Source organism: Shimia sediminis, assembly GCF_003990645.1.
GTDB classification, from domain to species: Bacteria; Pseudomonadota; Alphaproteobacteria; order Rhodobacterales; family Rhodobacteraceae; genus Shimia; species Shimia sediminis.
On record NZ_RYZK01000002.1, the window covers coordinates 537,604 to 557,492 of the forward strand.

Here is a 19,889-nt window from a genome sequence, read left to right on the forward strand (position 1 = left end):
CCGATGCGCGCCGCCCTGCTCCAGATCACCTCATCGGACGACCCGGCCGAGAACCTCGCCACCGTACAATCGATGCTGCGCGAGGCGGCAGCCCATGGCGCAGGCTTTGCCCTCACCCCCGAGGTCACCAACATCGTCTCGATGAGCCGTGCGCATCAAAACGCCGTGCTGCATCTTGAGACGGACGACCCCACCCTTGCCGCCCTGCAGGCCGAGGCCAAATCCCTGAACCTCTGGCTCCTGATCGGCTCGCTTGCGCTGAAAACCGGGGACGACGACGGACGCTTTGCCAACCGCTCGTTCCTGATTGACCCCACGGGCAAGATCGTCGCGCGCTATGACAAGATCCACATGTTCGACGTGCAGGTCACCCCCGAGGAAACCTACCGCGAATCGGACGGCTATCGTCCAGGGTCCGGGGCGGTCCTCGCCGATACGCCCTTCGGCAGGATCGGCATGACGATCTGCTACGACATCCGCTTTCCGCACCTCCACCGTGCATTGGCACAGGCCGGGGCCGACATCCTCACCGTGCCCGCCGCCTTTTCCCACGTCACCGGCGCTGCCCACTGGGAACCCCTGTTGCGCGCCCGCGCGATCGAAACCGGCTGTTACGTGCTTGCCCCCGCCCAGACCGGGCAACATCCCGCATCACGCGGGGCAAAGCGGCGCACATATGGGCATTCCATGGCAATCGCGCCCTGGGGCGAGGTTCTGGTGGACGCAGGCACCCCCTGCGGCATCTCTTATGTTGATCTCGACCGCGATCAGGTGGCACAAGCACGGGGCAAGGTGCCCTCACTGGGGCACGACCGGGAATTTGACGGGCCCTGAATGAGTGACAACAACGCATTGGCGATCTCCCTGTTCGGAGAGATCCTCATGGCCGATCAACTGGCCCGCGCCCGCCTGACCAAGGCGCTGCCCAAAGGCATGGAACTGTCGCATTTCTCGGTGCTGAACCACCTCGCCCCCGGGGGCGCGGAACGCAGCCCTGCACAACTGGCCAAGACGTTTCACGTCACCCGCGGCGCCATGACCAACACGCTGCACAAGCTCGAAACAGCAGGCTATATCCACATCCGCCCCGATTGGGACGATGCCCGCCGCAAGATCGTCGGCATCAGCCCCGCAGGCCGTTCGGCGCGCGATCAGGCCCTGCAATCCATCGCCCCGATGATCTCCGAGATTGTCGGAGATCTGGGCGAGGCCCGCGTCCGCGCGGCCCTGCCCATCCTGCGCGAACTGCGCCTGAAGCTCGAAGACGGTTAAATCTTCGCGGCTTTCATCGTCTCGTAATAGGGCAACGCCGCCTCCAGCACGCCCTGCAACGCCTCGGGCACCTCTGGCAAAGGCCCCTCGGCCCCGGCAAACCCCGTCGACTCCCAAACCGCGCCATACCAATGCTCCGCCCAAACGCCGTCGTCCGCATGCCCGCCCTTGGGCCAAGTCAGCATCTCCGGTCTGAACTCCAGCCCAACCTGGTCACACAGTTTCCGCAACATCCCTTCGGGGTCATCGCGAATGTCATGGCTGTCGATCACAATCGGGCTTTGCCCCCAACCTTTGACCATCTCGAACAGCTCTGCCTGCTGACGGAAACCGATGTCGTCCAGCACAGGGTTCTCGCGCTTGGCGCCATAGCTCGCAATCACCCGCGCCGGGTGGCGGATCAGGAACACGTTGACCACATCCCGAATCCAGTCGCGCGGCACACCGTCAATCATGTGCTGGGTCATGTGCTTCTGGTAAAAATGCGGCATTTCGGCTGGATTAGAGCCTGATAGTGCCCCCGCAACCACCGTTGGATCCTGCGACTGGCTCGCCATGATCTCGTCCCGCATCGGGTGGTCGATCCCCGTCATCGCCAGATAGGCTGCGTAAAACGGCTCATCCACCACGGCGCAATCCCCGCGATTGCCAAAGCTGTACATCATCGCCGTCGACAGGTTGCGCGGCCCGCTCCACATCGCGATCTTCATTGCCGCGCATCCTCTTCCACCAGCGCCTTATAGAGGTCACGGATCCGCAGCGTCATCGCGCCCATCTCACCACTGCCGATCTGGCGCCCGTCTATCTCGCCCACCGGAGTCTGCGCCCCGAACGTCCCCGTCAGAAACGCCTCATCCGCACCATAAGTGTCGACCAGCGAATAGTTGCGCTCAAACACCGGAATGCCGTTCGCACGACAGACGTCAATCACCTTCTGCCGGGTGATCCCGTTCATGCAGTAATCCCCGGTGCTGGTCCAAACCGCCCCCTTGCGCACGATGAAAAAATTGCAGGCATTGGTGGTGTTCACGAACCCGTTCACATCCAGCATCAGCCCCTCATCGGCTCCGGCCTTTTCCGCCGCGATACAAGCCAGAATACAGTTCAGCTTGGAATGCGAGTTCAGCTTGGGATCCTGCGTCATCGGCAGTCCGCGAATATGCGGCACGGTGGCCAGCTTGATGGGACGCGGGATCGAAGGTTTCGAGTGCTCCATGATGATCGTCACCGTCGGCCCCTGCTGGCTCAGCCCCGGATGCTGAAACGGCCGCGTCTTGACACCCCGCGTCACCATCAGCCGCGCATGCGCATCCGTCGTCATGCCATTGGCCGCCCGCGTCTCTTCTAACGCCGCAATCATCTGATCCGGCGTCATGCCGATATCCAGATCAATCGCCTTGGCCGCCTCGAACAACCGGTCCATATGTTCGCGCAGAAACGCCCAATGCCCGTTGTACAGCCGCAGCCCCTCCCAAACGCCATCCCCCAGCATGAAGCCAGAGTCATAGACGCTGACCATCGCTTCGGCCTTGGGCACAACGCGCCCGTTCAGATAGATCTGGATTTCCTCGTTCCGGGCGTCTTCTTCCGCCTGGTGCGTGGTGACATGTTCGCTCATTTGCACTCCCCTCTTTGCGCCGGACGCTAGACCCGGAAACCCCCATCGCCAAGAGGTAAATTGTCCTCACCAAGGCGTGACAATCCATTGCAGTATATTGTGGCGCCGCGCGCAACTCGACAGGGTGGGGTCAGTTGATCGGAGACAAGCCATGCGTTCCATTATCAAAGCCAAACCCTTCTTTCTCGGCCTCCTGATCGCCGTGGGCCTTCTTGCACAAGGCTCGCGTGCCCAGGCCGCCACCGAATCCCTGATCGTCGCTGGGGGGTGTTTCTGGTGCGTCGAGAGCGATTTCGAAAGCGTCCAAGGCGTGAAATCCGCCGTATCCGGCTATACCGGCGGCACCACCAAGAACCCGACCTACAAGACCGTCACCGGCGGCAACAGCGGCCATTACGAGGCGGTCAAGATCACCTTTGACTCGTCCGTCGTCACCCGCGAGCGCCTGCTCTACCTGTTTTTCCGCTCGGTCGATCCAACCGACGCGGGTGGGCAGTTCTGCGACCGCGGCGACAGCTATCGCACCGCAGTTTTTGTCTCTAACAAGGCGGAAAAGGCACTGGCAGAACAGGCCAAGGCCGACGCACAGTCCGCCCTGGGCCGCAAGATCGTGACACCCATCCTGCCCAAGGCCAAGTTCTACAAGGCCGAAAGCTATCATCAGGATTACTACAAGGGCGACAATATCGTCCTGACCCGCCGTGGCCCCAAAAGCCAGGCCTCAGCCTATAAATTCTACCGCAAGGCCTGCGGTCGGGATCAAAAGGTCAAAAGCCTCTGGGGCAGCGACGCTCCGTTTGTGAACTGAACACGAGCCGTGCACCTCTGGGCGCCCTCTCTGGCGTCCATGCACTCCTGGAGTTTGAAACCAATAAGGCTCAGCCCAACAGCTTGCCCAGCTTCATCGCCACACCCATGTCGCCCGAGACCTTGAGCTTGCCGGTCATCACGCCTGTCATCGGGTTCAGCTTGCCGGTCAGCAGCTTGACCAGATTGTCCAAGGTCATGCGGATGGTGCAGTCGGTGTCCTGATCCTCGGTGCTCGCCGTGCCATCCCTCAGCACGATCACGCCATCGTCCCCACAGTCAAACTTGAGCGACCCGTCAAAAGACTTTGCCGCCAGCTCTTGCTGCATCCGTTCGACGATCTGTTCCAGCATGTCCGATCCCTTGCAAATGAAAACGCCCCCCGGTGGTTAGGAGGGCGCAAAGGTTAAGGCAATGTTGACGTGGCAGGAGCCTGAAATGTTGTACAACATGGAGAGTCGCCCCTCAAAAAGCTGTACAACATGGTCAGTTCGCTTATTTGGCCACCCGCTTGTTGCGCATCGCGATCAGCTTCAGACGCAGCGCGTTCAGCTGGATAAAGCCCGCCGCATCGGTCTGATCATAGGCGCCCATGTCCTCTTCAAAGGTCACGTGCTCTTCGGAATAGAGCGAGTGATCCGACCAGCGACCCACCACGCGGGCAAGGCCTTTGTACAGCTTCATGCGCACGGTTCCGGTCACGTGATCCTGGCTGGCATCAATGGCCGCTTGCAGCATTTCGCGCTCTGGCGAGTACCAGTAACCGTTGTAAATCAGCTCTGCATATTTCGGCATCAGCTCATCTTTCAGATGCATCGCGCCACGGTCCATGGTGATCGATTCGATACCACGGTGCGCGTCCAAAAGGATGGTGCCGCCGGGGGTTTCATAGATGCCACGCGACTTCATGCCGACATAGCGCCCTTCGACCAGATCAAGCCGGCCAATGCCATGCTTGCGGCCGTATTCATTCAATTCTGTCAACACGGTAGCGGGCGACATCGCCACACCGTTGATCGACACGGCATCGCCTTTTTCAAAGCCGATCTCGATGTATTCCGGCGTGTCCGGCGCGTCTTCAGGGTGCACTGAACGCTGGTAAACGTAATCGGGTGCATCTTCGGCCGGGTCTTCCAGAACCTTGCCCTCGGACGAGGTGTGCAAGAGGTTCGCATCCACCGAGAACGGCGCCTCGCCGCGCTTGTCCTTGGCCACGGGAATCTGGTGCTGTTCAGCAAACTCCAACAAACGGGTCCGCGACCCCAGATCCCACTCACGCCAGGGCGCAATCACCTTGATGTCGGGGTTCAGCGCATAGGCCGCCAGTTCGAACCGTACCTGGTCATTGCCCTTGCCGGTGGCGCCGTGGCTCACCGCATCGGCGTCATGCTCAGCCGCAATCTCAACCAGACGCTTGGAAATCAACGGCCGCGCAATCGACGTGCCCAAGAGATACAGGCCCTCATACTGCGCATTGGCGCGGAACATCGGAAAGACAAAGTCGCGTACAAACTCTTCGCGCAGATCTTCGATGTGGATATTTTCAGGTTTGATTCCAAGCATTTCCGCCTTTTTACGGGCGGGTTCCAGCTCTTCGCCCTGCCCCAGGTCGGCAGTAAAGGTGATCACCTCACAGCCATACTCGGTTTGCAGCCATTTCAGAATGATCGAGGTATCAAGGCCACCGGAATAGGCCAGGACAACTTTCTTGGGCGCGGACATGTCGGATTCCCTTCAAACGTATAACGGTCGCGCGATACCGCCTTTTGCCGAGCAGGGCAAGCGCACAAGCCGCCACAGCCCGGCGCCCATGCTTCATCTTGCCAGAAATACTCCCGCCGGAGGCAGACCCGAGACCCCGGCCCAAAGGCCGGGGACGAGATATCAGGCGCGCCGCAAGGCGCACAATCTGACTAGGCTGCCGCGCGCACGGCATCCCGGGCTTTGCCAATACCCAGCGCCGCCTCAGCCGCCTCACGTCCTTTTTCGACGAAATGCGCAGCATAGATGGCATTGTGGTGGTCGGTCTCATGATACTGGTGCGGCGTCAGCGACACCGACAACACCGGCACGCCCGTGTCCAGCCCGGCCCGCATCAACCCGTCCACCACGGCCTGTGCAACAAAGTCATGGCGGTAAATCCCGCCATCCACCACAAAGGCCGCCGCCGCCACCGCCGCATAGCGCCCCGTTGCCGCCAGATCGCGCGCCACAAGCGGCATTTCAAACGCCCCGGGCACGTCGAACACATCGACCTCAGCCTCGGGTATAACCTCGCAAAATCCTTTCAGCGCCTGATCCACGATATCCGCGTGCCAGTTCGCCTTGATGAAAGCATATCGGGTGTGTGTCATGATGATCTCCTTTCAGGTACAGACACGTCACCCAAGGCGATCACGAACCAAAGGGCGCACCGCGGGCGGCCCCTTGATACGTTCTCTTCCATCCGGACTATCACCGTCGGCTCTGGAATTGCACCAGATCTGCTGACACCTCCCAGAGAGGCCGCTCGCGGGCTTACAGGTTTCCCTGCTCACCGCCGGTGGGGAATTTCACCCCGCCCTGAGAACGATGTGACCTTGCCAAGACCGGCTCCCCCTTGCAACATCCAATTTCGAGCGGAGGACAGACATGCACCCGAACCCGGCCTTTCGCGGTACAGAAACCGCCGACAACATTGCCTATGCGCGCGAGCGTGGCTTTGGTGTGCTCGCCGTGAACGGTGCGGATGCCCCGATGATGTCGCACATCCCCTTTCTGCTCTCGAAAGACGGCGCGACAGCCGATCTGCACCTCGTGCGCTCCAATCCGATTTCCCGCAGCTTGAAAGAGGCGACACCTGCTCGCATCGCCATCAGCGGCCCCGACAGCTACATTTCCCCCGACTGGTATCGGTTCGACGATCAGGTGCCGACCTGGAATTACGTTGCCGTGCACCTGACCGGCACGCTCACACCCCTGCCAGACGCGGACCTCCCCGACCTCCTCGACCGCCTGTCGCACTTTTTCGAGGAACGCCTGCTGCCAAAACCGATCTGGTCACAATCCAAGATGACCCCAGACGCTCTGGCCAAGATGATGCGCATGATCCGCCCCTTTCGGCTGACGGTCACGGATGTGCAGGGCACCTGGAAATTCGGCCAGAACAAACCCGATGCCGCCCGCCTGTCCGCCGCGGACCATGTTGCGGCCTATGGGATCGGCTCTGAAACCCGCCTTCTGGCGGCCATGATGCAAACACCAATCAAAAAGGCTGACCCATGAAACTGATCTCTGCCAGCGCCTCGCCCTTCGTGCGCAAAGTGCGCGTTCTGATGCATGAAACAGGACAGACCGAGGATATTGACCTGCTGGACATCAAAACCTCTCCGGTCGCCACCAATGACGACGTCAAGGCCGCCAACCCGGTGGGCAAGATCCCTGCCCTGATCCGCGACGACGCGCCCGCGCTTTATGACAGCCGGGTGATTTGCCGCTTTCTCGACTCGCGCGCCAATGCGGGTCTTTACCCCGAGGCGATGCTCTGGGACGTTCTGACACTCGAAGCCACCGCCGATGGCATCATGGACGCCGCCGTTCTGGTCACCTACGAAGGCCGCCTGCGGCCGGCCGAGCTTCAGGATGACAATTGGCGCGAGGCGCAGTGGGAAAAAGTTGCGCGCGCTGTTTCGGCGCTCAACACCCGCTGGATGAGTCACCTCGCCGGCCCCCTCGACATGGGGCAGATCGCCGTCGGCTGCGCGCTTGGCTACCTTGATTTCCGCCATGACGCCCGCAAATGGCGACGCGGCAACGATGCGCTGGCCACCTGGTACGAGTCGTTCTCGCAACGCGACAGCATGATCGCCACGGCGCCAACCGACTGAGTCGCGATCACTCGGCTGATTCCCCTCGAAAATCTGCCTGTATGCGCACAATTCCCTCTGATAGCGCGAACAGCCTGCTCATATGGGTCCGTTGATGTGCGACACAAGCGCGACAGAAGGGCGCGAGGCCCCAGCTTGCGCGAAACATCGCTGGACGGGTTGCAAAGGCTCCGCTAAATAGCGGCGTGGAGAGGCTGCGCCATGGCGCGGCCCTACGAATATTGGCCGGGTTACCGGCTGAAAAATGGAGAGAACCTCGTGTCCCACGCAGAAGATCACGAAGGCACCCGCAGAGATTTCCTCTACTATGCCACCGCCGGTACCGGCGCTGTGGCTGCCGGTGCTGCTGTTTGGCCTCTGGTCGACCAAATGAACCCCTCGGCTGACGTTAAAGCGCTGTCGTCAATCCGCGTTGACATTTCGGGCATCGAGCCCGGCACGCAGCTGACCGTCAAATGGCTCGGCAAGCCGGTGTTCATCCGCCGCCGCACCCAGGCGGAAATCGACGAAGCCCGTGCTGTAACGCTTGAGGATCTGACCATCGACAAGATGGGCCAGAACCGCAACAACATGGCGTTGGACGCGATGGACGAGAACCGCGCGCTGGATGAAACCGGCGAATGGCTGGTGATGATCGGCGTTTGTACGCACCTCGGTTGTGTTCCGATCGGTGATGGCGCTGGTGACTTCGGTGGCTGGTTCTGCCCCTGCCACGGCTCGCACTACGACACCTCCGGTCGTATCCGCAAAGGCCCCGCACCTGAGAACCTCTGGGTTCCGGTTGCCGCATTCGTCGACGATTCGACGATCAAACTGGGATAAGGAGCGCGACCATGTCCGGAATTCCTCACGATCATTACGAACCCAAGACTGGCGCGGAAAAATGGCTGCACAGCCGCTTGCCGATTGTCAGCCTGATCTACAGCACTCTCATGATCCCGACCCCAAAGAACCTGAACTGGTGGTGGATCTGGGGTATCGTCCTTGCTTTCTGCCTGGTGTTGCAAATCGCCACCGGCGTTGTCCTGGTGATGCACTACACCCCGCATGTTGATCTGGCCTTTGCCTCGATCGAACACATCATGCGCGACGTGAATGGCGGCCATATGCTCCGCTATATCCACATGAACGGCGCCTCGCTGTTCTTCTTTGCGGTCTACATCCACATGTTCCGCGGCCTGTTCTATGGCTCGTACAAGGCCCCGCGTGAGATCACGTGGATCGTCGGCATGATCATCTTCCTGTTGATGATGGCCACCGGCTTTATGGGCTACGTGCTGCCTTGGGGTCAGATGTCCTTCTGGGGTGCCACCGTGATCACCGGCCTGTTCGGCGCGATCCCCTTCATTGGCGAGCCGATCCAGACCTGGCTCTTGGGTGGCCCTGCCGTGGACAACGCCACGCTGAACCGCTTCTTCTCGCTGCACTACCTCCTGCCCTTCGTGATCGCCGCACTCGTGATCGTTCACGTCTGGGCGTTCCACACCACTGGCAACAACAACCCCACCGGTGTTGAAGTGCGTCGCGGATCGAAAGAAGAAGCCGAGAAAGACACCCTGCCCTTCTGGCCCTACTTCGTCATCAAGGACCTGGTTGGCCTGGCCATCGTACTGGTTGTCTTCTTCGCCATCGTCGGCTTCATGCCGAACTACTTTGGCCACCCCGACAACTACATCGAAGCCAACCCGCTGGCGACACCTGCGCACATCGTTCCTGAATGGTACTTCCTGCCGTTCTACGCGATCCTGCGTGCCTTTACCGCTGATGTCTGGGTTGTGATGTTTGCCAGCTGGATCACCGGCGGCATCATCGACGCCAAATTCTTTGGCGTGCTGGCCATGTTCGGCGCCATTGCAGTCATGGCCATCGTGCCATGGCTCGACACCAGCCGCGTCCGCTCGGGTCGTTTCCGTCCGATGTTCAAGTGGTGGTTCTACCTGCTGATCATCGACTTTATCGTCCTGATGTGGTGTGGCGCGATGCCGGCTGAACCGCCCTACTCGACCATCTCGCTGATCGGCTCGACCTATTGGTTCGCCTACTTCCTCGTGATCCTGCCGCTTCTGGGTGTGATCGAAAAGCCGACAACTCCGCCGGCCACGATCGAGGAAGACTTTGACGCCCATTACGGCAAACCTGCTGAATAAGGAGCCAGGATAATGCTTAAGAAACTTAGCATCGCCGCAATCGCTGCCCTGTCCTTCTCGGCAGGGGGCGCAATGGCAGCCGGTGGCGAAAGCCACATTCACGATGTCGACTTCTCGTTCGAAGGTCCGTTTGGCGCCTTTGATCAGAACCAGCTGCAGCGCGGCCTTCAGGTTTACACCGAAGTCTGCGCGGCCTGCCACGGCATGCGCTACGTGCCGCTGCGCACCCTGGCTGACGAAGGTGGTCCCCACCTGCCCGAAGACCAGGTTCGCGCCTTTGCAGCTCAGTACGACATCTATGATGAGGAACTGGAAGACGACCGCCCGCGTACACCGGCGGATTTCTTCCCCGAAGGCGGCGACCCCAACGCGCCTGACCTGTCGCTGATGGCCAAGGCCCGCGCTGGTTTCCACGGTCCGCAAGGCACCGGCATGAACCAGCTGTTCAAAGGCATGGGTGGCCCCGAGTACATCACCTCGATTTTGACCGGTTACACCGGTGAAGAGAAAGAGGAAGCCGGCACCACCTTCTACGAAAACACCGCCTTCCCCGGCGGCTGGATTGCCATGGCGCCTCCGCTCTATGGTGAGGACGTGGAATATGCTGACGGTCACTCGAACTCGATCCACCACGAAGCCGAAGACGTCTCGGCCTTCCTGATGTGGGCCGCCGAGCCTCACATGATGGCACGCAAACAGGCCGGTTTTGTTGGCGTTCTGCTGCTGACCCTGTTGGCCTCGTTGCTCTATCTGACCAACAAGAAGCTCTGGGCGCCGATCAAAGGCAAAGAGCTCGACCTGTAATCAGGCCGATACAGACAAGACTAAGCCCCGTCCGGTTCACCCGGGCGGGGCTTTTCTTTGGGGGGACCTTGTCGACATTGAAGCTCACAAGAAACGAACCAGACTCCGATGTCGTTGGCTCTTTTCGCCATCAAAAAGTGTGCAATTCAAACAGAACGCTCGGTTAACCCTGCGATGTTTCCAACCCGGCACCGACGCAATACCGACGTTATACCGACGTAATACCGAACGGCCAAAACCGCTTGAAACAAGGCCGTTACCCCGATTCGCAGCCCAAACCTGCATTGACCCCCACGCACTGCCTGTTACGCTCTCATTAACCTGCAAGGAGGCCCCCATGACCAAAGCCCTGATCGTGATCGACGTGCAAAACGATTTCTGCCCCGATGGCGCGCTTGCGGTGCCCGGCGGACATGAGATCGTGCCCGGCATCAACGCCTTGATGGCCGATTTCGACGCTGTGATCCTGACCCAGGACTGGCACCCGGCGGGCCACTCGTCCTTTGCCTCCAGCCATGATGGCAAGTCCCCCTATGACCTGACCGAAATGCCCTATGGCCCACAGGTGCTCTGGCCCGATCACTGTGTTCAGGGCACCCCCGGCGCGGACTTTCATGCCGATCTGAACACCACCCGCGCCGACCTTGTCATTCGCAAAGGATACACCCCCGCGATCGACAGCTACTCTGCGTTTTTCGAAAACGATCAGACCACCCCCACGGGGCTCGAAGGTTACCTGCGCACGCGCGGCCTGAGCGATCTGACCATGGTTGGTCTTGCCACCGATTTCTGCGTCAACTTCTCGGCACAGGATGCCGCAAAACTGGGCTTCTCCGTCACAGTCCGCAATGACCTCTGCCGTGCCATCGACCTTGACGGGTCGCTGGCCGCGGCGATGCAGGCCATGGGCGCCCTGGGTGTAGAGGTCACCTAAGCCCCGCCACCTCTTGCCTTTTTCTTAAGACCTGAGCGCCATACTGTGCACAGCCCCACAAGCGTGGATAGTGCACGGATCATGAAAACCGAGCTTTCGGACATCGACAGTCGGCTGGCTGAATTTGACCGCCGCTACAGCCCTCCCGGGTTGTTGATCCGCTATGCCACGGGGCGGGTGAAACACTTTCTCAGCCGACAGATTCTGACGCTCAGTGGGGCCCTAACCCTTGTCGCATTGGTCTCTCCGGCGGTTGGGGCACTGGCAGTGACCCTGGCGCTCTTGGGTGAAATCCTCGATTGCCTGTTTCTGCGGACGGTGCCCGCGCGGCTTGAAAAAGACCCCGGTCAATTGCGGCGACTTCAGGTTCTCACAACCTGCAGCGCCGTCTTTCAGGGCGCAACTATCGCCTGTTGTGTGGCCATTGGCTGGCTCACCGCTCCGGGCGACGCCGGCATGTTTTTCAGCCTTGCCTATGCCACCGGTGCGTCGATCAACGCGGGCATTGTCCTGCCGTTTCACAAAGGGGCGGCGCTGGGGCGGCTTGCGGTCTACGGGCTTACGGTCTGCGCATTGTTCGTCACCGAGGTGTGGCACGAGGGCGATCATCCGATGGACCTCTCTTACAACGTACTCGGTGGACTGATGATGGCCTATATGGTCGTGGTCTTCATCTCCTATGTGGTCAGCGGGCATCGACGCGAATACCGCAACAGCCGTAACCTGTTGCATCAAGGGCGCGAACTGGCGCTGACCAACCTCTCACTGGAAGAACAACAAAGAGAGGCCCGCAACCTGTCCTGGGTCGCAAAGGGCGCCCATGACAGTGTCATCATGTCCACCCCCGAAGGCGAGATTATCTGGACGAACGAAACCTTTACCCGCACCACTGGTTATTCCGCCGCCGAGGCAAGGGGCAAGCGCCCGGCTGATCTGCTGAACGGCCCGGAAACCAGCGAAGAAACCAGCCAGGCCATCGCCCGGGCCGTGCAGGAACAACGCTCTTATCGGGCTGAAATACTGAATTACACAAAAGACGGTCGCAAGATCTGGATCGAAACCCACCTTGCCCCGGTGTTCGATGACGACGGCAAGATGGAAATGGTCATCGCTATCGAACGCGACATCACGGCCAGCAAGACCCACGAAATGGAGCTGGCCAAGGCCAAACAGGCGGCGGAACAGGGTGAAAAAACCAAGTCGCGTTTCCTTGCCACCATGAGCCACGAGATCCGCACGCCAATGAACGGCATCATGGGCATGGCCGACCTGCTGGCAGAAGAGGGCCTGTCGCACGAAAGCCGCCTGTGCGTGGACACCATCCGCGACAGCGCCGAGACTTTGCTTACTATTATCAACGACATCCTTGATTTTTCGAAGCTCGACGCCGGACACATGCAGCTTAGCCCGGTGCCCTTCCGACTGGTCGATTGTATCCAGGGTGTCCTGAACCTGTTGACCCCTCAGGCCGCGACCAAGGGGCTTTACCTGCGGTTTCAGGGGGCTGATACTTTGCCGGACACAGTGTTGGGTGACGATACGCGGCTGCGCCAGATCCTGATGAATGTCATTGGAAACGCCATCAAGTTCACCGAGGAGGGCGGCATTTGCGTGGTTGCCGAGTGTGCGACGACGGGCGATGGATATGCCCTGACGATCGACGTGATCGATACCGGGATCGGCATCCCGCCGGAACGTGTCGGGCAGGTGTTCAAACAGTTTTCGCAGGCCGAGGCCGACACCACCCGCCGCTTTGGCGGCACCGGGCTTGGGCTGGCGATTTCGCTCAGCCTCGCCCGTATTATGGGCGGTGGTATCGAAGTCACATCAGAGCTGAACAAAGGCTCTCGTTTCCGCATCACCGTGGCGCTGGAATCGACATCCGAAACGATCCTGCCCAATCAGCAAACCATTGATGTCACCAGTAATATCGATCTCGACGGCATCACCGTCTTGCTGGCCGAGGATAACCGCACCAACCGTTTGCTGATTGAAAAATACACAAAAAATCACAACATGACGCTGCTCATGGCCCAAAACGGGGCCGAGGCCGTTGACCTGACGCGCACGCACCGCCCTGACATTGTGTTGATGGACATGGCGATGCCGGTCATGGACGGGCTTGAGGCCTCTCGCCAGATCCGCGCGCTTGATCTGCCGCAACCGCATATCGTGGCCCTGACCGCCAATGCCTACGCCAGCGACCGCGCCGCCTGCCGCGAGGCCGGGATGGACGGGTTCCTGTCCAAGCCGGTGCGCAAACAGAAACTGTTGCAGGAACTTGCGGCATTTTGCGGCCAGCCACGCGACCCCGCACAAAGCCATTGGACCCCCGGGTGAAACTTGGCTATCAAAGACCGAAAGGCTTGAATGGGGCCCTCTATGGTCGATATCGCAACTCGTGTCTGGAACCACAAATGGAAGATCGACCCGATTGTCAGGTCGTTGATCGATAACGATTTTTACAAACTCCTGATGTGCCAGTCGGTGTTTCGCAACAAACCCGACGCCACGGTCACCTTCAGCCTGATCAACCGCAGCAAATCCGTGCGTCTGGCCGATCTGATCGACGAAGGTGAACTGCGCGAACAGCTGGACCATATCCGGTCCCTGTCGCTCAGCCGCGGCGAAAGCACCTTTCTGCGAGGCAATACCTTTTACGGCAAACGCCAGATGTTCCGCCCGGACTTTATGCATTGGTTCGAAAACCTGCGCCTGCCGGATTATCACCTGGAAAAGCGCGACGGTCAGTACGAGCTGACGTTTGAGGGCAAATGGCACGAGGTCATGCTATGGGAAATCCCGGCGCTGGCAGTGTTGATGGAGCTGCGCGGACGTGCCGTGCTGCATGACATGCGCAAGTTCGAACTCCAGGTGCTTTATGCCCGCGCAATGACCAAGCTGTGGGAAAAGATCGAAAATCTGCGCAGCATGCCTGACCTTCGGATTGCCGATTTCGGCACCCGCCGCCGCCATTCGTACCTGTGGCAGGATTGGTGCGTGCAGGCGATGATCGAAGGTCTCGGCAACAAGTTTGTCGGCACGTCAAACTGCCTGATCGCCATGAAGCGGGATATCGAAGCCATCGGCACCAATGCGCACGAGCTGCCCATGGTCTACAGCGCCCTCGCACAGGATGATGCTGCGCTCGCGCAGGCGCCTTATCAGGTTCTCGCCGACTGGCACGAAGAACACGAAGGCAACCTTCGCATCATTCTGCCCGACACCTATGGCACCGAAGGGTTTCTGAAGCGCGCGCCGGATTGGCTCGCGGGTTGGACGGGCATCCGCATCGACTCGGGCGACCCTGCAACCGGAGCCGAGACTGCAATTCGATGGTGGCACGAACGCGGTGAAGACCCGCGTGACAAACTCATCATCTTTTCCGATGGCCTGGACGAAGCCAAGATAGCCGAGCTGCACGCCCAATTCGCCGGGCGTTGCAAGGTGTCCTTTGGGTGGGGCACATTGCTGACCAACGACTTCCGCGGCCTGACGCAAAACGATGCGCTGTCACCGTTTTCAATGGTCTGCAAGGCAGTAGCTGCCGATGGCCATCCGACAGTGAAACTCTCGGACAACCCGAACAAGGCCATGGGCCCGGCGGATCAGATCGATCGGTACAAACGCGTGTTCGGGGTTGGCGAGCAGCAAAAGATGGACGTGATCGTCTAGGGCGTCTGCCACTGCCGCACCAGCTCCAGCCCACGCACTGCATAGGCGCGGCACACCGGATCATTTGCCGCGTAGCGCCCGATGACCCACCCGCAACTCGCCAGACCACGCATCACGGTAAAGGGTTCCAGCAAGCTTTCCGCCCCGGTCGGCAGGGCACGTTCCGTAGCATACCCCGCCAGCAACGCGCCCCCCAAGGCCGCACGATTGGGCTGATCCCAGTTCTGCGACATGGCCACGCCCAACTCGTACATGCGAAAGCCAAAGACCCCGTCGTCAAAGTCGATCAGCCGCGCCGTGCCGTCCTGCACCAGCACGTTTTCGCGCAGGGCGTCAGCGTGGATCAGGCCAAAGTCGCCCCCGCCTGCCGCGTGATCGCCAATCACCTCGCGCATCTGAACGCGTGCGGCCAAGAGCTCTGCCATTTCCCCTGACGTAAGCGCAGGGTTCTCCCAGAACCGCCCCCAGGCCGGGGCATCCCCCAATAGCGCGTCAACATCCAGCACTTGCCGCTCGAACCCATCGGGCAGCACCGCCGCATCGCTCGCCGTGTGTACCCGGGCCAAGGCAGCGCCCAGCGCGCGATGCACGGCGGCCTGTTCGTCAGCAGTTCCTGACAAGGGCACATCCCCCTCGCCCATAGGCGCGCCATCCATCCAGGTCACGACCGAGGCCATGCGCCCCGCGGCAGGAACCGAGGCCAGGACATCGCCTGCCAGGCTGCGCACAGGAACAGGCACCGACAAACCAGCGGCCACCAAAGCTTCGGCCCACCAAAGTTCGGACCGGATCGCGTTGTCACTCTGGTATCCGGGACGATGCAACCGTAACGCCACACGGCGACCATCACCCAAAACAGTCTCGAACACGGCGTTTTCGCGGTTTTTTATCAACCGAGGTGTCGCCCCACCGCCCCAACACGCCAAGGCAGCTTTTGCATACATCAACGCCTCGTCATCGGTCATGTGACAGCCTCCAGGGCCTCATCCATGACTTGCACAAGCTGGTCGGCATTGGCACGGCTGAAGACGCAGGGCGGTCGCACCTTGAGCGTGTTGTCATAGCGGCCCACCGAATGCAGCAACACGCCCCGGTCGCGCATCTCGTCAACCATCGCAGCACAAAGATCCGTGGCAGGTCGCCCGTCACGCCACAGCTCTGCGCCAAAGAACAGGCCCGAGCCGCGAACGTCTGCCATCACGTCATGTCGTCCCGCCAGATCGCGCAACAGTTCAACCGCATAGGCGCCGACGTCCTTGGCGTTTTCAACCAACGCCTCTTCCTCGATCACGTCCAGCACCGCCATGGCCGCCGCAGCGCTGACCGGGTTGCCTCCAAAGGTATTGAAATACTTAAAGGCCTCCTGAAAGGCACCCAGAATCTCGGGCCGCGTCACCACCGCCGCTACCGGATGACCATTGCCCATCGGCTTGCCCAGCGTCACGATATCGGGTGCAAAACCCAGCTTGTCATGCCCCCACCAATGGCTGCCAATGCGGCCAAAGCCGGGTTGAACCTCGTCCGCGATGATCAATCCGCCAGCCTTGCGCACCGCGGCAATGGCCCGATCCAGAAAGCCCTTTTCCAGCGTGGGAAAGCCTTCGTTGGCGAAAAAGGGGCACAGGATCAACGCCGAGACGCCATGGCCGTTCTCTTCCAGGTCTGTGATTGCGGCTTCTACGCCCTTGGCAAAAGCTTCGGCCTGCCCATCGTGTGTTCCGCCCACCGGCTCCATGTTATCGGGCGCAGGGACCTGTCGCACATGGTCCTGATACCCTCCTACCGGCACTTTGGATGAATTCAGCTGCGACACGGCCGTTGTATTGCCGTGATAGGTGTTGTCCGTGCCGATGATCCCGGTCCTGCCCGTCACCGCCTGGGCCATCCGCAGCGCCACATCGTTGGCTTCGGACCCCGAGCACACCATCACGAGGCTCGTGAGGTCATGGCCGAACTTTGCCACCAGCGCCTCGCCATAATCCAAAATCATATCATGAACATAACGGGTATGGGTGTTGAGCGTTGCAGCCTGCTTGGCAATCGCCTCAACCACGCGCGGATGACAGTGCCCCACATGCGGCACATTGTTGTAGCAGTCCAGATACTGCCGCCCTTCGGTGTCCCACAACCAGACTCCCTCGCCGCGCGCCACATGCACGGGTTCCCGGTAAAACGTGGTCATATGCGGCCCCAAAAGCCGGGCGCGTCGTACAAGGGTCGATGGCATGCGTGTCTCTTTTTGCACAAGGGGTCAGAAAACTGTCTGACCCTCAATACTCAGGATTTGGCCGGTTCTGCACGCAGTTTATGCGGCGACATGCCGTAACGCTGCCGGAACAGCCGCGAAAAATGCGACGCCGCGTTGAACCCACAGGCCACCGAGACTTCGGTCACGCTCATATTGGTCTGCAACAAAAGGTGCTGCGCCCGCTGAAGGCGCATGTCCATGTAGTACTTTTTGGGGGTCGCGCTCAGATACCGCCGGAACAACCGCTCAAGCTGGCGGGTCGAGATGTTCACCGTCTTCGCCAGATCACCGGGCCGCAGCGGTTCTTCCAGGTTTGTCTCCATCAGGGCCAGGATTTCCGACAACTTGGGGTGGCGCATGCCAATTCGTTCCGCCACCTGCACCTTGGCGGAATGCTGGAGCACCCGGATATTCGTGTACATCAACTGATCAGCAACCAGACTGCCCAGTTCTGGCGATGCCTTTTCCGAAATCAGGTGCAGCATCAGGTCTATGACCGATGTTCCACCCGCCGTGGAATAGCGTTTGTTCGAACAGACATAGGTGTATTCCGACAGCTCGACCTCGGGGAACTCTTCGGCAAAACTTGTCCGGTGTTCCCAATGCAGCGTTGCCGGCAGACCATCCATCAATCCCGCTTCGGCCATCAGCCAGACGCCGGTCGAAAGGCCTGTGATTTCGCACCCCTGACGTGCGGCCTTGCGTATCCATTGCAGAATGGCTGGCGTGACCGCCTCGCGCGGGGCGTCACCACAGACGATGACAACCGTGTCATTTCTCGAGACCTCCTCGAGCCCGTGATCTATCGGAAACCGTGCGCCCAAAGAATCCTGCACCGGGACGCCACCTTCGGCACAGACAACGGTTTCAAAGATCGTCTGCCCGGCCATGCGATTGGCTACGTTCAATGTCTCCATCGCCATGGAAAAGGTCATGGCGTAGTAACCTGGATTGAGCAGAAAGATAAAGCGTCCCGTGGGTCGTGCGCCCAATGTTTCCCGGTTTGTCATGTTCTTTTTCTAGCCGTTTCTTTCCATCCTGCCCACACCGAAAGCGATGAGCAAGCGGTTTACTCGTCCCGTGCAACGGGGCCACGCAACGCCTTCACCTCGCCCCGCACTTTTTTCGATTTCAGGCGACGCTGTTGCGAACCATAGGTCGGTTTGGTCTTGATCCGGCGTTTAGGTGCGACCAACGCTTTGCGGATCAGCTCGGCCAGACGTTCCCGGGCAATGTCGCGATTGCGCGCCTGGCTCCGGGTTTCGTCGCATTGGATGACAAGGGCGCCATCCTTGGTCCAGCGCCGACCTGCAAGCCGTTTCAGACGAGTCTTGACCGGTGGACTTAGGGATGGCGAGCGTTCGGCCTCGAACCGCAACTCGACCGCGGTGGCAACCTTGTTCACATTCTGCCCGCCTGGCCCTGATGCGCGCACGAACTGCTCGGTCATTTCCCAGTCTTGCAGGGTGATCTGTTCGTTAACAACCAACATGGTTCAGGTCCGTTTTCGGTACAAGCACCGACGTAATACCGACGCGATACCGACGTTATACAGATGTGGGTTTTGAGTAGAATCGAAAAGGGCCGCTCCTCGCGTTGGGCGGCCCTTCGAGATAATAGGAGGTGCGTCGGTTAGGTGAGCACCAATTCGGGTTTCGCACTAGCCAAGGGCTGCCCTAGCTGTCCGTCCTCCGAACTGTTCCAACACTGCTCTCCATACGTTCTCTAGACAATGGGCACCTCCTTTCAGATTGTTTCGCGTATCCTCAGGTTGCCACAGCCTGTGGATAAGTCAAACAAAATCATGTGGTGGTGGGCACCATTTTCCCCACGATGATGCGGAAGGGCACAAGAGCAAGCAATGCCAGCGACAATTTCACCAGCCAGTCGGCAAAGCCCAGGCTTACCCAAAGCGGCACCATCGGACCCGCGCCCAAAAGCGGCAACATCTCGCCAGCCCAGCTCACATCATTGGCAGGCTCAACGAAGCTCAGCGCGCCAGAGAAAGCGATTGTAAAGAAAATCGCTGTATCCACCGAAGAACCGATCAAGGTCGACGCCAGCGGCGCACGCCACCAGGCACCGTCCCGCAGCCGGTTGAACACCGACACGTCGAGAAGTTGCGCGGTCAAAAAGGCGAGGCCAGAGCCCATGGCGATGCGCATGGTCACTGCAGGATAGGTGAAACCATCACCCTGCAACATGATCTGCGTACCAATGGCCGAGCATATGACGCCGACGATGAAGCCTGCAAACACCACACGGCGGGCGGCGGCCACGCCGTAGACGCGGTTCATAACGTCAGTCACAAGGAAGGCAAGCGGATAGGTAAAGGCACCCCAGGTCAGCCATTGGCCGAACAGGAATTGCACAAGGATATTCGAGGCCACAACAATGGCGGCCATGGCGAGAATGCCAGGAATGTAGGTCGTTTTCATGTCTCTTAGCCCGTTTTGACAAGGTAGCGGCGACTTGGTCTCGCATCATTGCGGGACGGGCGGGGTCTATCGGGACTTGT

General features: G+C 60.0%; 21 protein-coding genes and 1 riboswitch. Of the genes, 11 read left to right on the forward strand and 10 right to left on the reverse strand.

The features are described 5' to 3' along the window. Nucleotides 1-3 precede the first annotated feature (3 nt). Together EK369_RS07145 and EK369_RS07150 are read left to right on the forward strand one after the other, a co-directional pair. Complete coding sequence (locus EK369_RS07145; RefSeq protein ID WP_127113290.1) at nucleotides 4-834, forward strand: carbon-nitrogen hydrolase family protein; 831 nt, start codon at nucleotides 4-6, stop codon at nucleotides 832-834. After that, the gene (locus EK369_RS07150) at nucleotides 835-1,272 is read left to right on the forward strand and encodes a MarR family winged helix-turn-helix transcriptional regulator (protein ID WP_127113006.1); all 438 of its coding nucleotides are present in this window, start codon (nucleotides 835-837) and stop codon (nucleotides 1,270-1,272) included. Here EK369_RS07150 and EK369_RS07155 read toward each other — a convergent pair. Both EK369_RS07155 and EK369_RS07160 read right to left on the reverse strand, forming a co-directional pair. Then, nucleotides 1,269-1,982, reverse strand: coding sequence for a sulfotransferase-like domain-containing protein (locus tag EK369_RS07155; protein WP_127113007.1), 714 nt, complete (start codon nucleotides 1,980-1,982; stop codon nucleotides 1,269-1,271). The two genes, EK369_RS07150 and EK369_RS07155, sit on opposite strands and share 4 nt — an antisense overlap. Beyond that, the gene (locus EK369_RS07160; protein WP_127113008.1) at nucleotides 1,979-2,890 is read right to left on the reverse strand and encodes a D-amino acid aminotransferase; all 912 of its coding nucleotides are present in this window, start codon (nucleotides 2,888-2,890) and stop codon (nucleotides 1,979-1,981) included. The genes EK369_RS07155 and EK369_RS07160 overlap by 4 nt, the downstream gene beginning before the upstream one ends. A gap of 151 nt (nucleotides 2,891-3,041) precedes the next feature. Here EK369_RS07160 and msrA point away from each other — a divergent pair, with 151 nt between their 5' ends. Further along, the gene (gene msrA, locus EK369_RS07165) at nucleotides 3,042-3,698 is read left to right on the forward strand and encodes a peptide-methionine (S)-S-oxide reductase MsrA (protein WP_127113009.1); all 657 of its coding nucleotides are present in this window, start codon (nucleotides 3,042-3,044) and stop codon (nucleotides 3,696-3,698) included. 70 nt (nucleotides 3,699-3,768) lie between these two features. Here msrA and EK369_RS07170 read toward each other — a convergent pair whose 3' ends face one another. From EK369_RS07170 to EK369_RS07180, 3 genes are all read right to left on the reverse strand, one after another. Further along, nucleotides 3,769-4,050, reverse strand: coding sequence for an SCP2 sterol-binding domain-containing protein (locus EK369_RS07170; protein ID WP_127113010.1), 282 nt, complete (start codon nucleotides 4,048-4,050; stop codon nucleotides 3,769-3,771). 142 nt (nucleotides 4,051-4,192) lie between these two features. Further along, the gene (locus tag EK369_RS07175) at nucleotides 4,193-5,419 is read right to left on the reverse strand and encodes an argininosuccinate synthase (RefSeq protein WP_127113011.1); all 1,227 of its coding nucleotides are present in this window, start codon (nucleotides 5,417-5,419) and stop codon (nucleotides 4,193-4,195) included. A gap of 191 nt (nucleotides 5,420-5,610) precedes the next feature. After that, complete coding sequence (locus EK369_RS07180) at nucleotides 5,611-6,051, reverse strand: 6,7-dimethyl-8-ribityllumazine synthase (protein WP_127113012.1); 441 nt, start codon at nucleotides 6,049-6,051, stop codon at nucleotides 5,611-5,613. Nucleotides 6,052-6,127: 76 nt separating this feature from the next. Then, nucleotides 6,128-6,271, reverse strand: a riboswitch (FMN riboswitch). Between the two features lie 57 nt (nucleotides 6,272-6,328). Between EK369_RS07180 and EK369_RS07185 the strand changes: the two genes are divergently transcribed. The 8 genes from EK369_RS07185 to pncB all read left to right on the forward strand — a co-directional run bounded on the left by EK369_RS07185 (nucleotide 6,329) and on the right by pncB (nucleotide 15,123). After that, nucleotides 6,329-6,961: an FMN-binding negative transcriptional regulator gene (locus EK369_RS07185; protein ID WP_127113013.1), complete on the forward strand. Its 633-nt coding sequence runs from the start codon at nucleotides 6,329-6,331 to the stop codon at nucleotides 6,959-6,961. Continuing rightward, the gene (locus tag EK369_RS07190; protein WP_127113014.1) at nucleotides 6,958-7,563 is read left to right on the forward strand and encodes a glutathione S-transferase; all 606 of its coding nucleotides are present in this window, start codon (nucleotides 6,958-6,960) and stop codon (nucleotides 7,561-7,563) included. Before EK369_RS07185 ends, EK369_RS07190 begins: the two co-directional genes overlap by 4 nt. Nucleotides 7,564-7,821: 258 nt before the next feature. Next, nucleotides 7,822-8,385 carry a ubiquinol-cytochrome c reductase iron-sulfur subunit gene (gene petA, locus EK369_RS07195; RefSeq protein ID WP_127113292.1) on the forward strand — a complete coding sequence of 188 codons (564 nt, stop codon included), beginning with the start codon at nucleotides 7,822-7,824 and terminating at the stop codon, nucleotides 8,383-8,385. Nucleotides 8,386-8,396: 11 nt separating this feature from the next. After that, entirely contained in the window at nucleotides 8,397-9,710 is a 1,314-nt protein-coding gene (petB, locus tag EK369_RS07200) for a cytochrome b (protein WP_127113015.1), read from the forward strand. A 12-nt stretch (nucleotides 9,711-9,722) separates the two neighbouring features. Continuing rightward, on the forward strand, nucleotides 9,723-10,514 hold the full coding sequence (locus tag EK369_RS07205; protein ID WP_127113016.1) for a cytochrome c1: 792 nt from the start codon (nucleotides 9,723-9,725) through the stop codon (nucleotides 10,512-10,514). Between the two features lie 337 nt (nucleotides 10,515-10,851). Continuing rightward, nucleotides 10,852-11,448 carry a bifunctional nicotinamidase/pyrazinamidase gene (gene pncA / locus EK369_RS07210; RefSeq protein WP_127113017.1) on the forward strand — a complete coding sequence of 199 codons (597 nt, stop codon included), beginning with the start codon at nucleotides 10,852-10,854 and terminating at the stop codon, nucleotides 11,446-11,448. Between the two features lie 81 nt (nucleotides 11,449-11,529). Further along, entirely contained in the window at nucleotides 11,530-13,788 is a 2,259-nt protein-coding gene (locus EK369_RS07215; protein ID WP_127113018.1) for a hybrid sensor histidine kinase/response regulator, read from the forward strand. 42 nt (nucleotides 13,789-13,830) lie between these two features. After that, the gene (gene pncB / locus EK369_RS07220) at nucleotides 13,831-15,123 is read left to right on the forward strand and encodes a nicotinate phosphoribosyltransferase (RefSeq protein WP_127113019.1); all 1,293 of its coding nucleotides are present in this window, start codon (nucleotides 13,831-13,833) and stop codon (nucleotides 15,121-15,123) included. On the opposite strand, the gene EK369_RS07225 is transcribed toward pncB, so the two are convergent. The 5 genes from EK369_RS07225 to EK369_RS07245 form a co-directional block, all read right to left on the reverse strand. Beyond that, nucleotides 15,120-16,088 carry a phosphotransferase enzyme family protein gene (locus EK369_RS07225; RefSeq protein ID WP_127113020.1) on the reverse strand — a complete coding sequence of 323 codons (969 nt, stop codon included), beginning with the start codon at nucleotides 16,086-16,088 and terminating at the stop codon, nucleotides 15,120-15,122. The two genes, pncB and EK369_RS07225, sit on opposite strands and share 4 nt — an antisense overlap. After that, nucleotides 16,085-17,350, reverse strand: a complete 1,266-nt coding sequence (locus tag EK369_RS07230; RefSeq protein ID WP_127113021.1) for an aspartate aminotransferase family protein — start codon at nucleotides 17,348-17,350, stop codon at nucleotides 16,085-16,087. The genes EK369_RS07225 and EK369_RS07230 overlap by 4 nt, the downstream gene beginning before the upstream one ends. A 50-nt stretch (nucleotides 17,351-17,400) precedes the next feature. Then, nucleotides 17,401-18,381, reverse strand: coding sequence for a GlxA family transcriptional regulator (locus EK369_RS07235; protein ID WP_127113022.1), 981 nt, complete (start codon nucleotides 18,379-18,381; stop codon nucleotides 17,401-17,403). A 59-nt stretch (nucleotides 18,382-18,440) separates the two neighbouring features. Next, complete coding sequence (gene arfB / locus EK369_RS07240; protein ID WP_127113023.1) at nucleotides 18,441-18,863, reverse strand: alternative ribosome rescue aminoacyl-tRNA hydrolase ArfB; 423 nt, start codon at nucleotides 18,861-18,863, stop codon at nucleotides 18,441-18,443. A 310-nt stretch (nucleotides 18,864-19,173) separates the two neighbouring features. Next, nucleotides 19,174-19,809 carry a queuosine precursor transporter gene (locus tag EK369_RS07245; RefSeq protein ID WP_127113024.1) on the reverse strand — a complete coding sequence of 212 codons (636 nt, stop codon included), beginning with the start codon at nucleotides 19,807-19,809 and terminating at the stop codon, nucleotides 19,174-19,176. Nucleotides 19,810-19,889 lie beyond the last annotated feature (80 nt).

Excerpts from the sequence above, each read along its gene's own strand:
- petB (WP_127113015.1), top strand. The coding sequence starts at position 8,397 with ATGTCCGGAATTCCTCACGATCATTACGAACCCAAGACTGGCGCGGAA.
- EK369_RS07180 (WP_127113012.1), bottom strand. The coding sequence starts at position 6,051 with ATGACACACACCCGATATGCTTTCATCAAGGCGAACTGGCACGCGGAT.
- pncB (WP_127113019.1), top strand. The coding sequence starts at position 13,831 with ATGGTCGATATCGCAACTCGTGTCTGGAACCACAAATGGAAGATCGAC.
- arfB (WP_127113023.1), bottom strand. The coding sequence starts at position 18,863 with ATGTTGGTTGTTAACGAACAGATCACCCTGCAAGACTGGGAAATGACC.
- EK369_RS07225 (WP_127113020.1), bottom strand. The coding sequence starts at position 16,088 with ATGACCGATGACGAGGCGTTGATGTATGCAAAAGCTGCCTTGGCGTGT.
- EK369_RS07215 (WP_127113018.1), top strand. The coding sequence starts at position 11,530 with ATGAAAACCGAGCTTTCGGACATCGACAGTCGGCTGGCTGAATTTGAC.
- EK369_RS07175 (WP_127113011.1), bottom strand. The coding sequence starts at position 5,419 with ATGTCCGCGCCCAAGAAAGTTGTCCTGGCCTATTCCGGTGGCCTTGAT.
- EK369_RS07150 (WP_127113006.1), top strand. The coding sequence starts at position 835 with ATGAGTGACAACAACGCATTGGCGATCTCCCTGTTCGGAGAGATCCTC.
- EK369_RS07170 (WP_127113010.1), bottom strand. The coding sequence starts at position 4,050 with ATGCTGGAACAGATCGTCGAACGGATGCAGCAAGAGCTGGCGGCAAAG.
- EK369_RS07190 (WP_127113014.1), top strand. The coding sequence starts at position 6,958 with ATGAAACTGATCTCTGCCAGCGCCTCGCCCTTCGTGCGCAAAGTGCGC.
- EK369_RS07145 (WP_127113290.1), top strand. The coding sequence starts at position 4 with ATGCGCGCCGCCCTGCTCCAGATCACCTCATCGGACGACCCGGCCGAG.
- EK369_RS07205 (WP_127113016.1), top strand. The coding sequence starts at position 9,723 with ATGCTTAAGAAACTTAGCATCGCCGCAATCGCTGCCCTGTCCTTCTCG.
- EK369_RS07235 (WP_127113022.1), bottom strand. The coding sequence starts at position 18,381 with ATGACAAACCGGGAAACATTGGGCGCACGACCCACGGGACGCTTTATC.
- EK369_RS07245 (WP_127113024.1), bottom strand. The coding sequence starts at position 19,809 with ATGAAAACGACCTACATTCCTGGCATTCTCGCCATGGCCGCCATTGTT.
- msrA (WP_127113009.1), top strand. The coding sequence starts at position 3,042 with ATGCGTTCCATTATCAAAGCCAAACCCTTCTTTCTCGGCCTCCTGATC.
- pncA (WP_127113017.1), top strand. The coding sequence starts at position 10,852 with ATGACCAAAGCCCTGATCGTGATCGACGTGCAAAACGATTTCTGCCCC.
- EK369_RS07155 (WP_127113007.1), bottom strand. The coding sequence starts at position 1,982 with ATGAAGATCGCGATGTGGAGCGGGCCGCGCAACCTGTCGACGGCGATG.
- EK369_RS07185 (WP_127113013.1), top strand. The coding sequence starts at position 6,329 with ATGCACCCGAACCCGGCCTTTCGCGGTACAGAAACCGCCGACAACATT.
- EK369_RS07230 (WP_127113021.1), bottom strand. The coding sequence starts at position 17,350 with ATGCCATCGACCCTTGTACGACGCGCCCGGCTTTTGGGGCCGCATATG.
- EK369_RS07160 (WP_127113008.1), bottom strand. The coding sequence starts at position 2,890 with ATGAGCGAACATGTCACCACGCACCAGGCGGAAGAAGACGCCCGGAAC.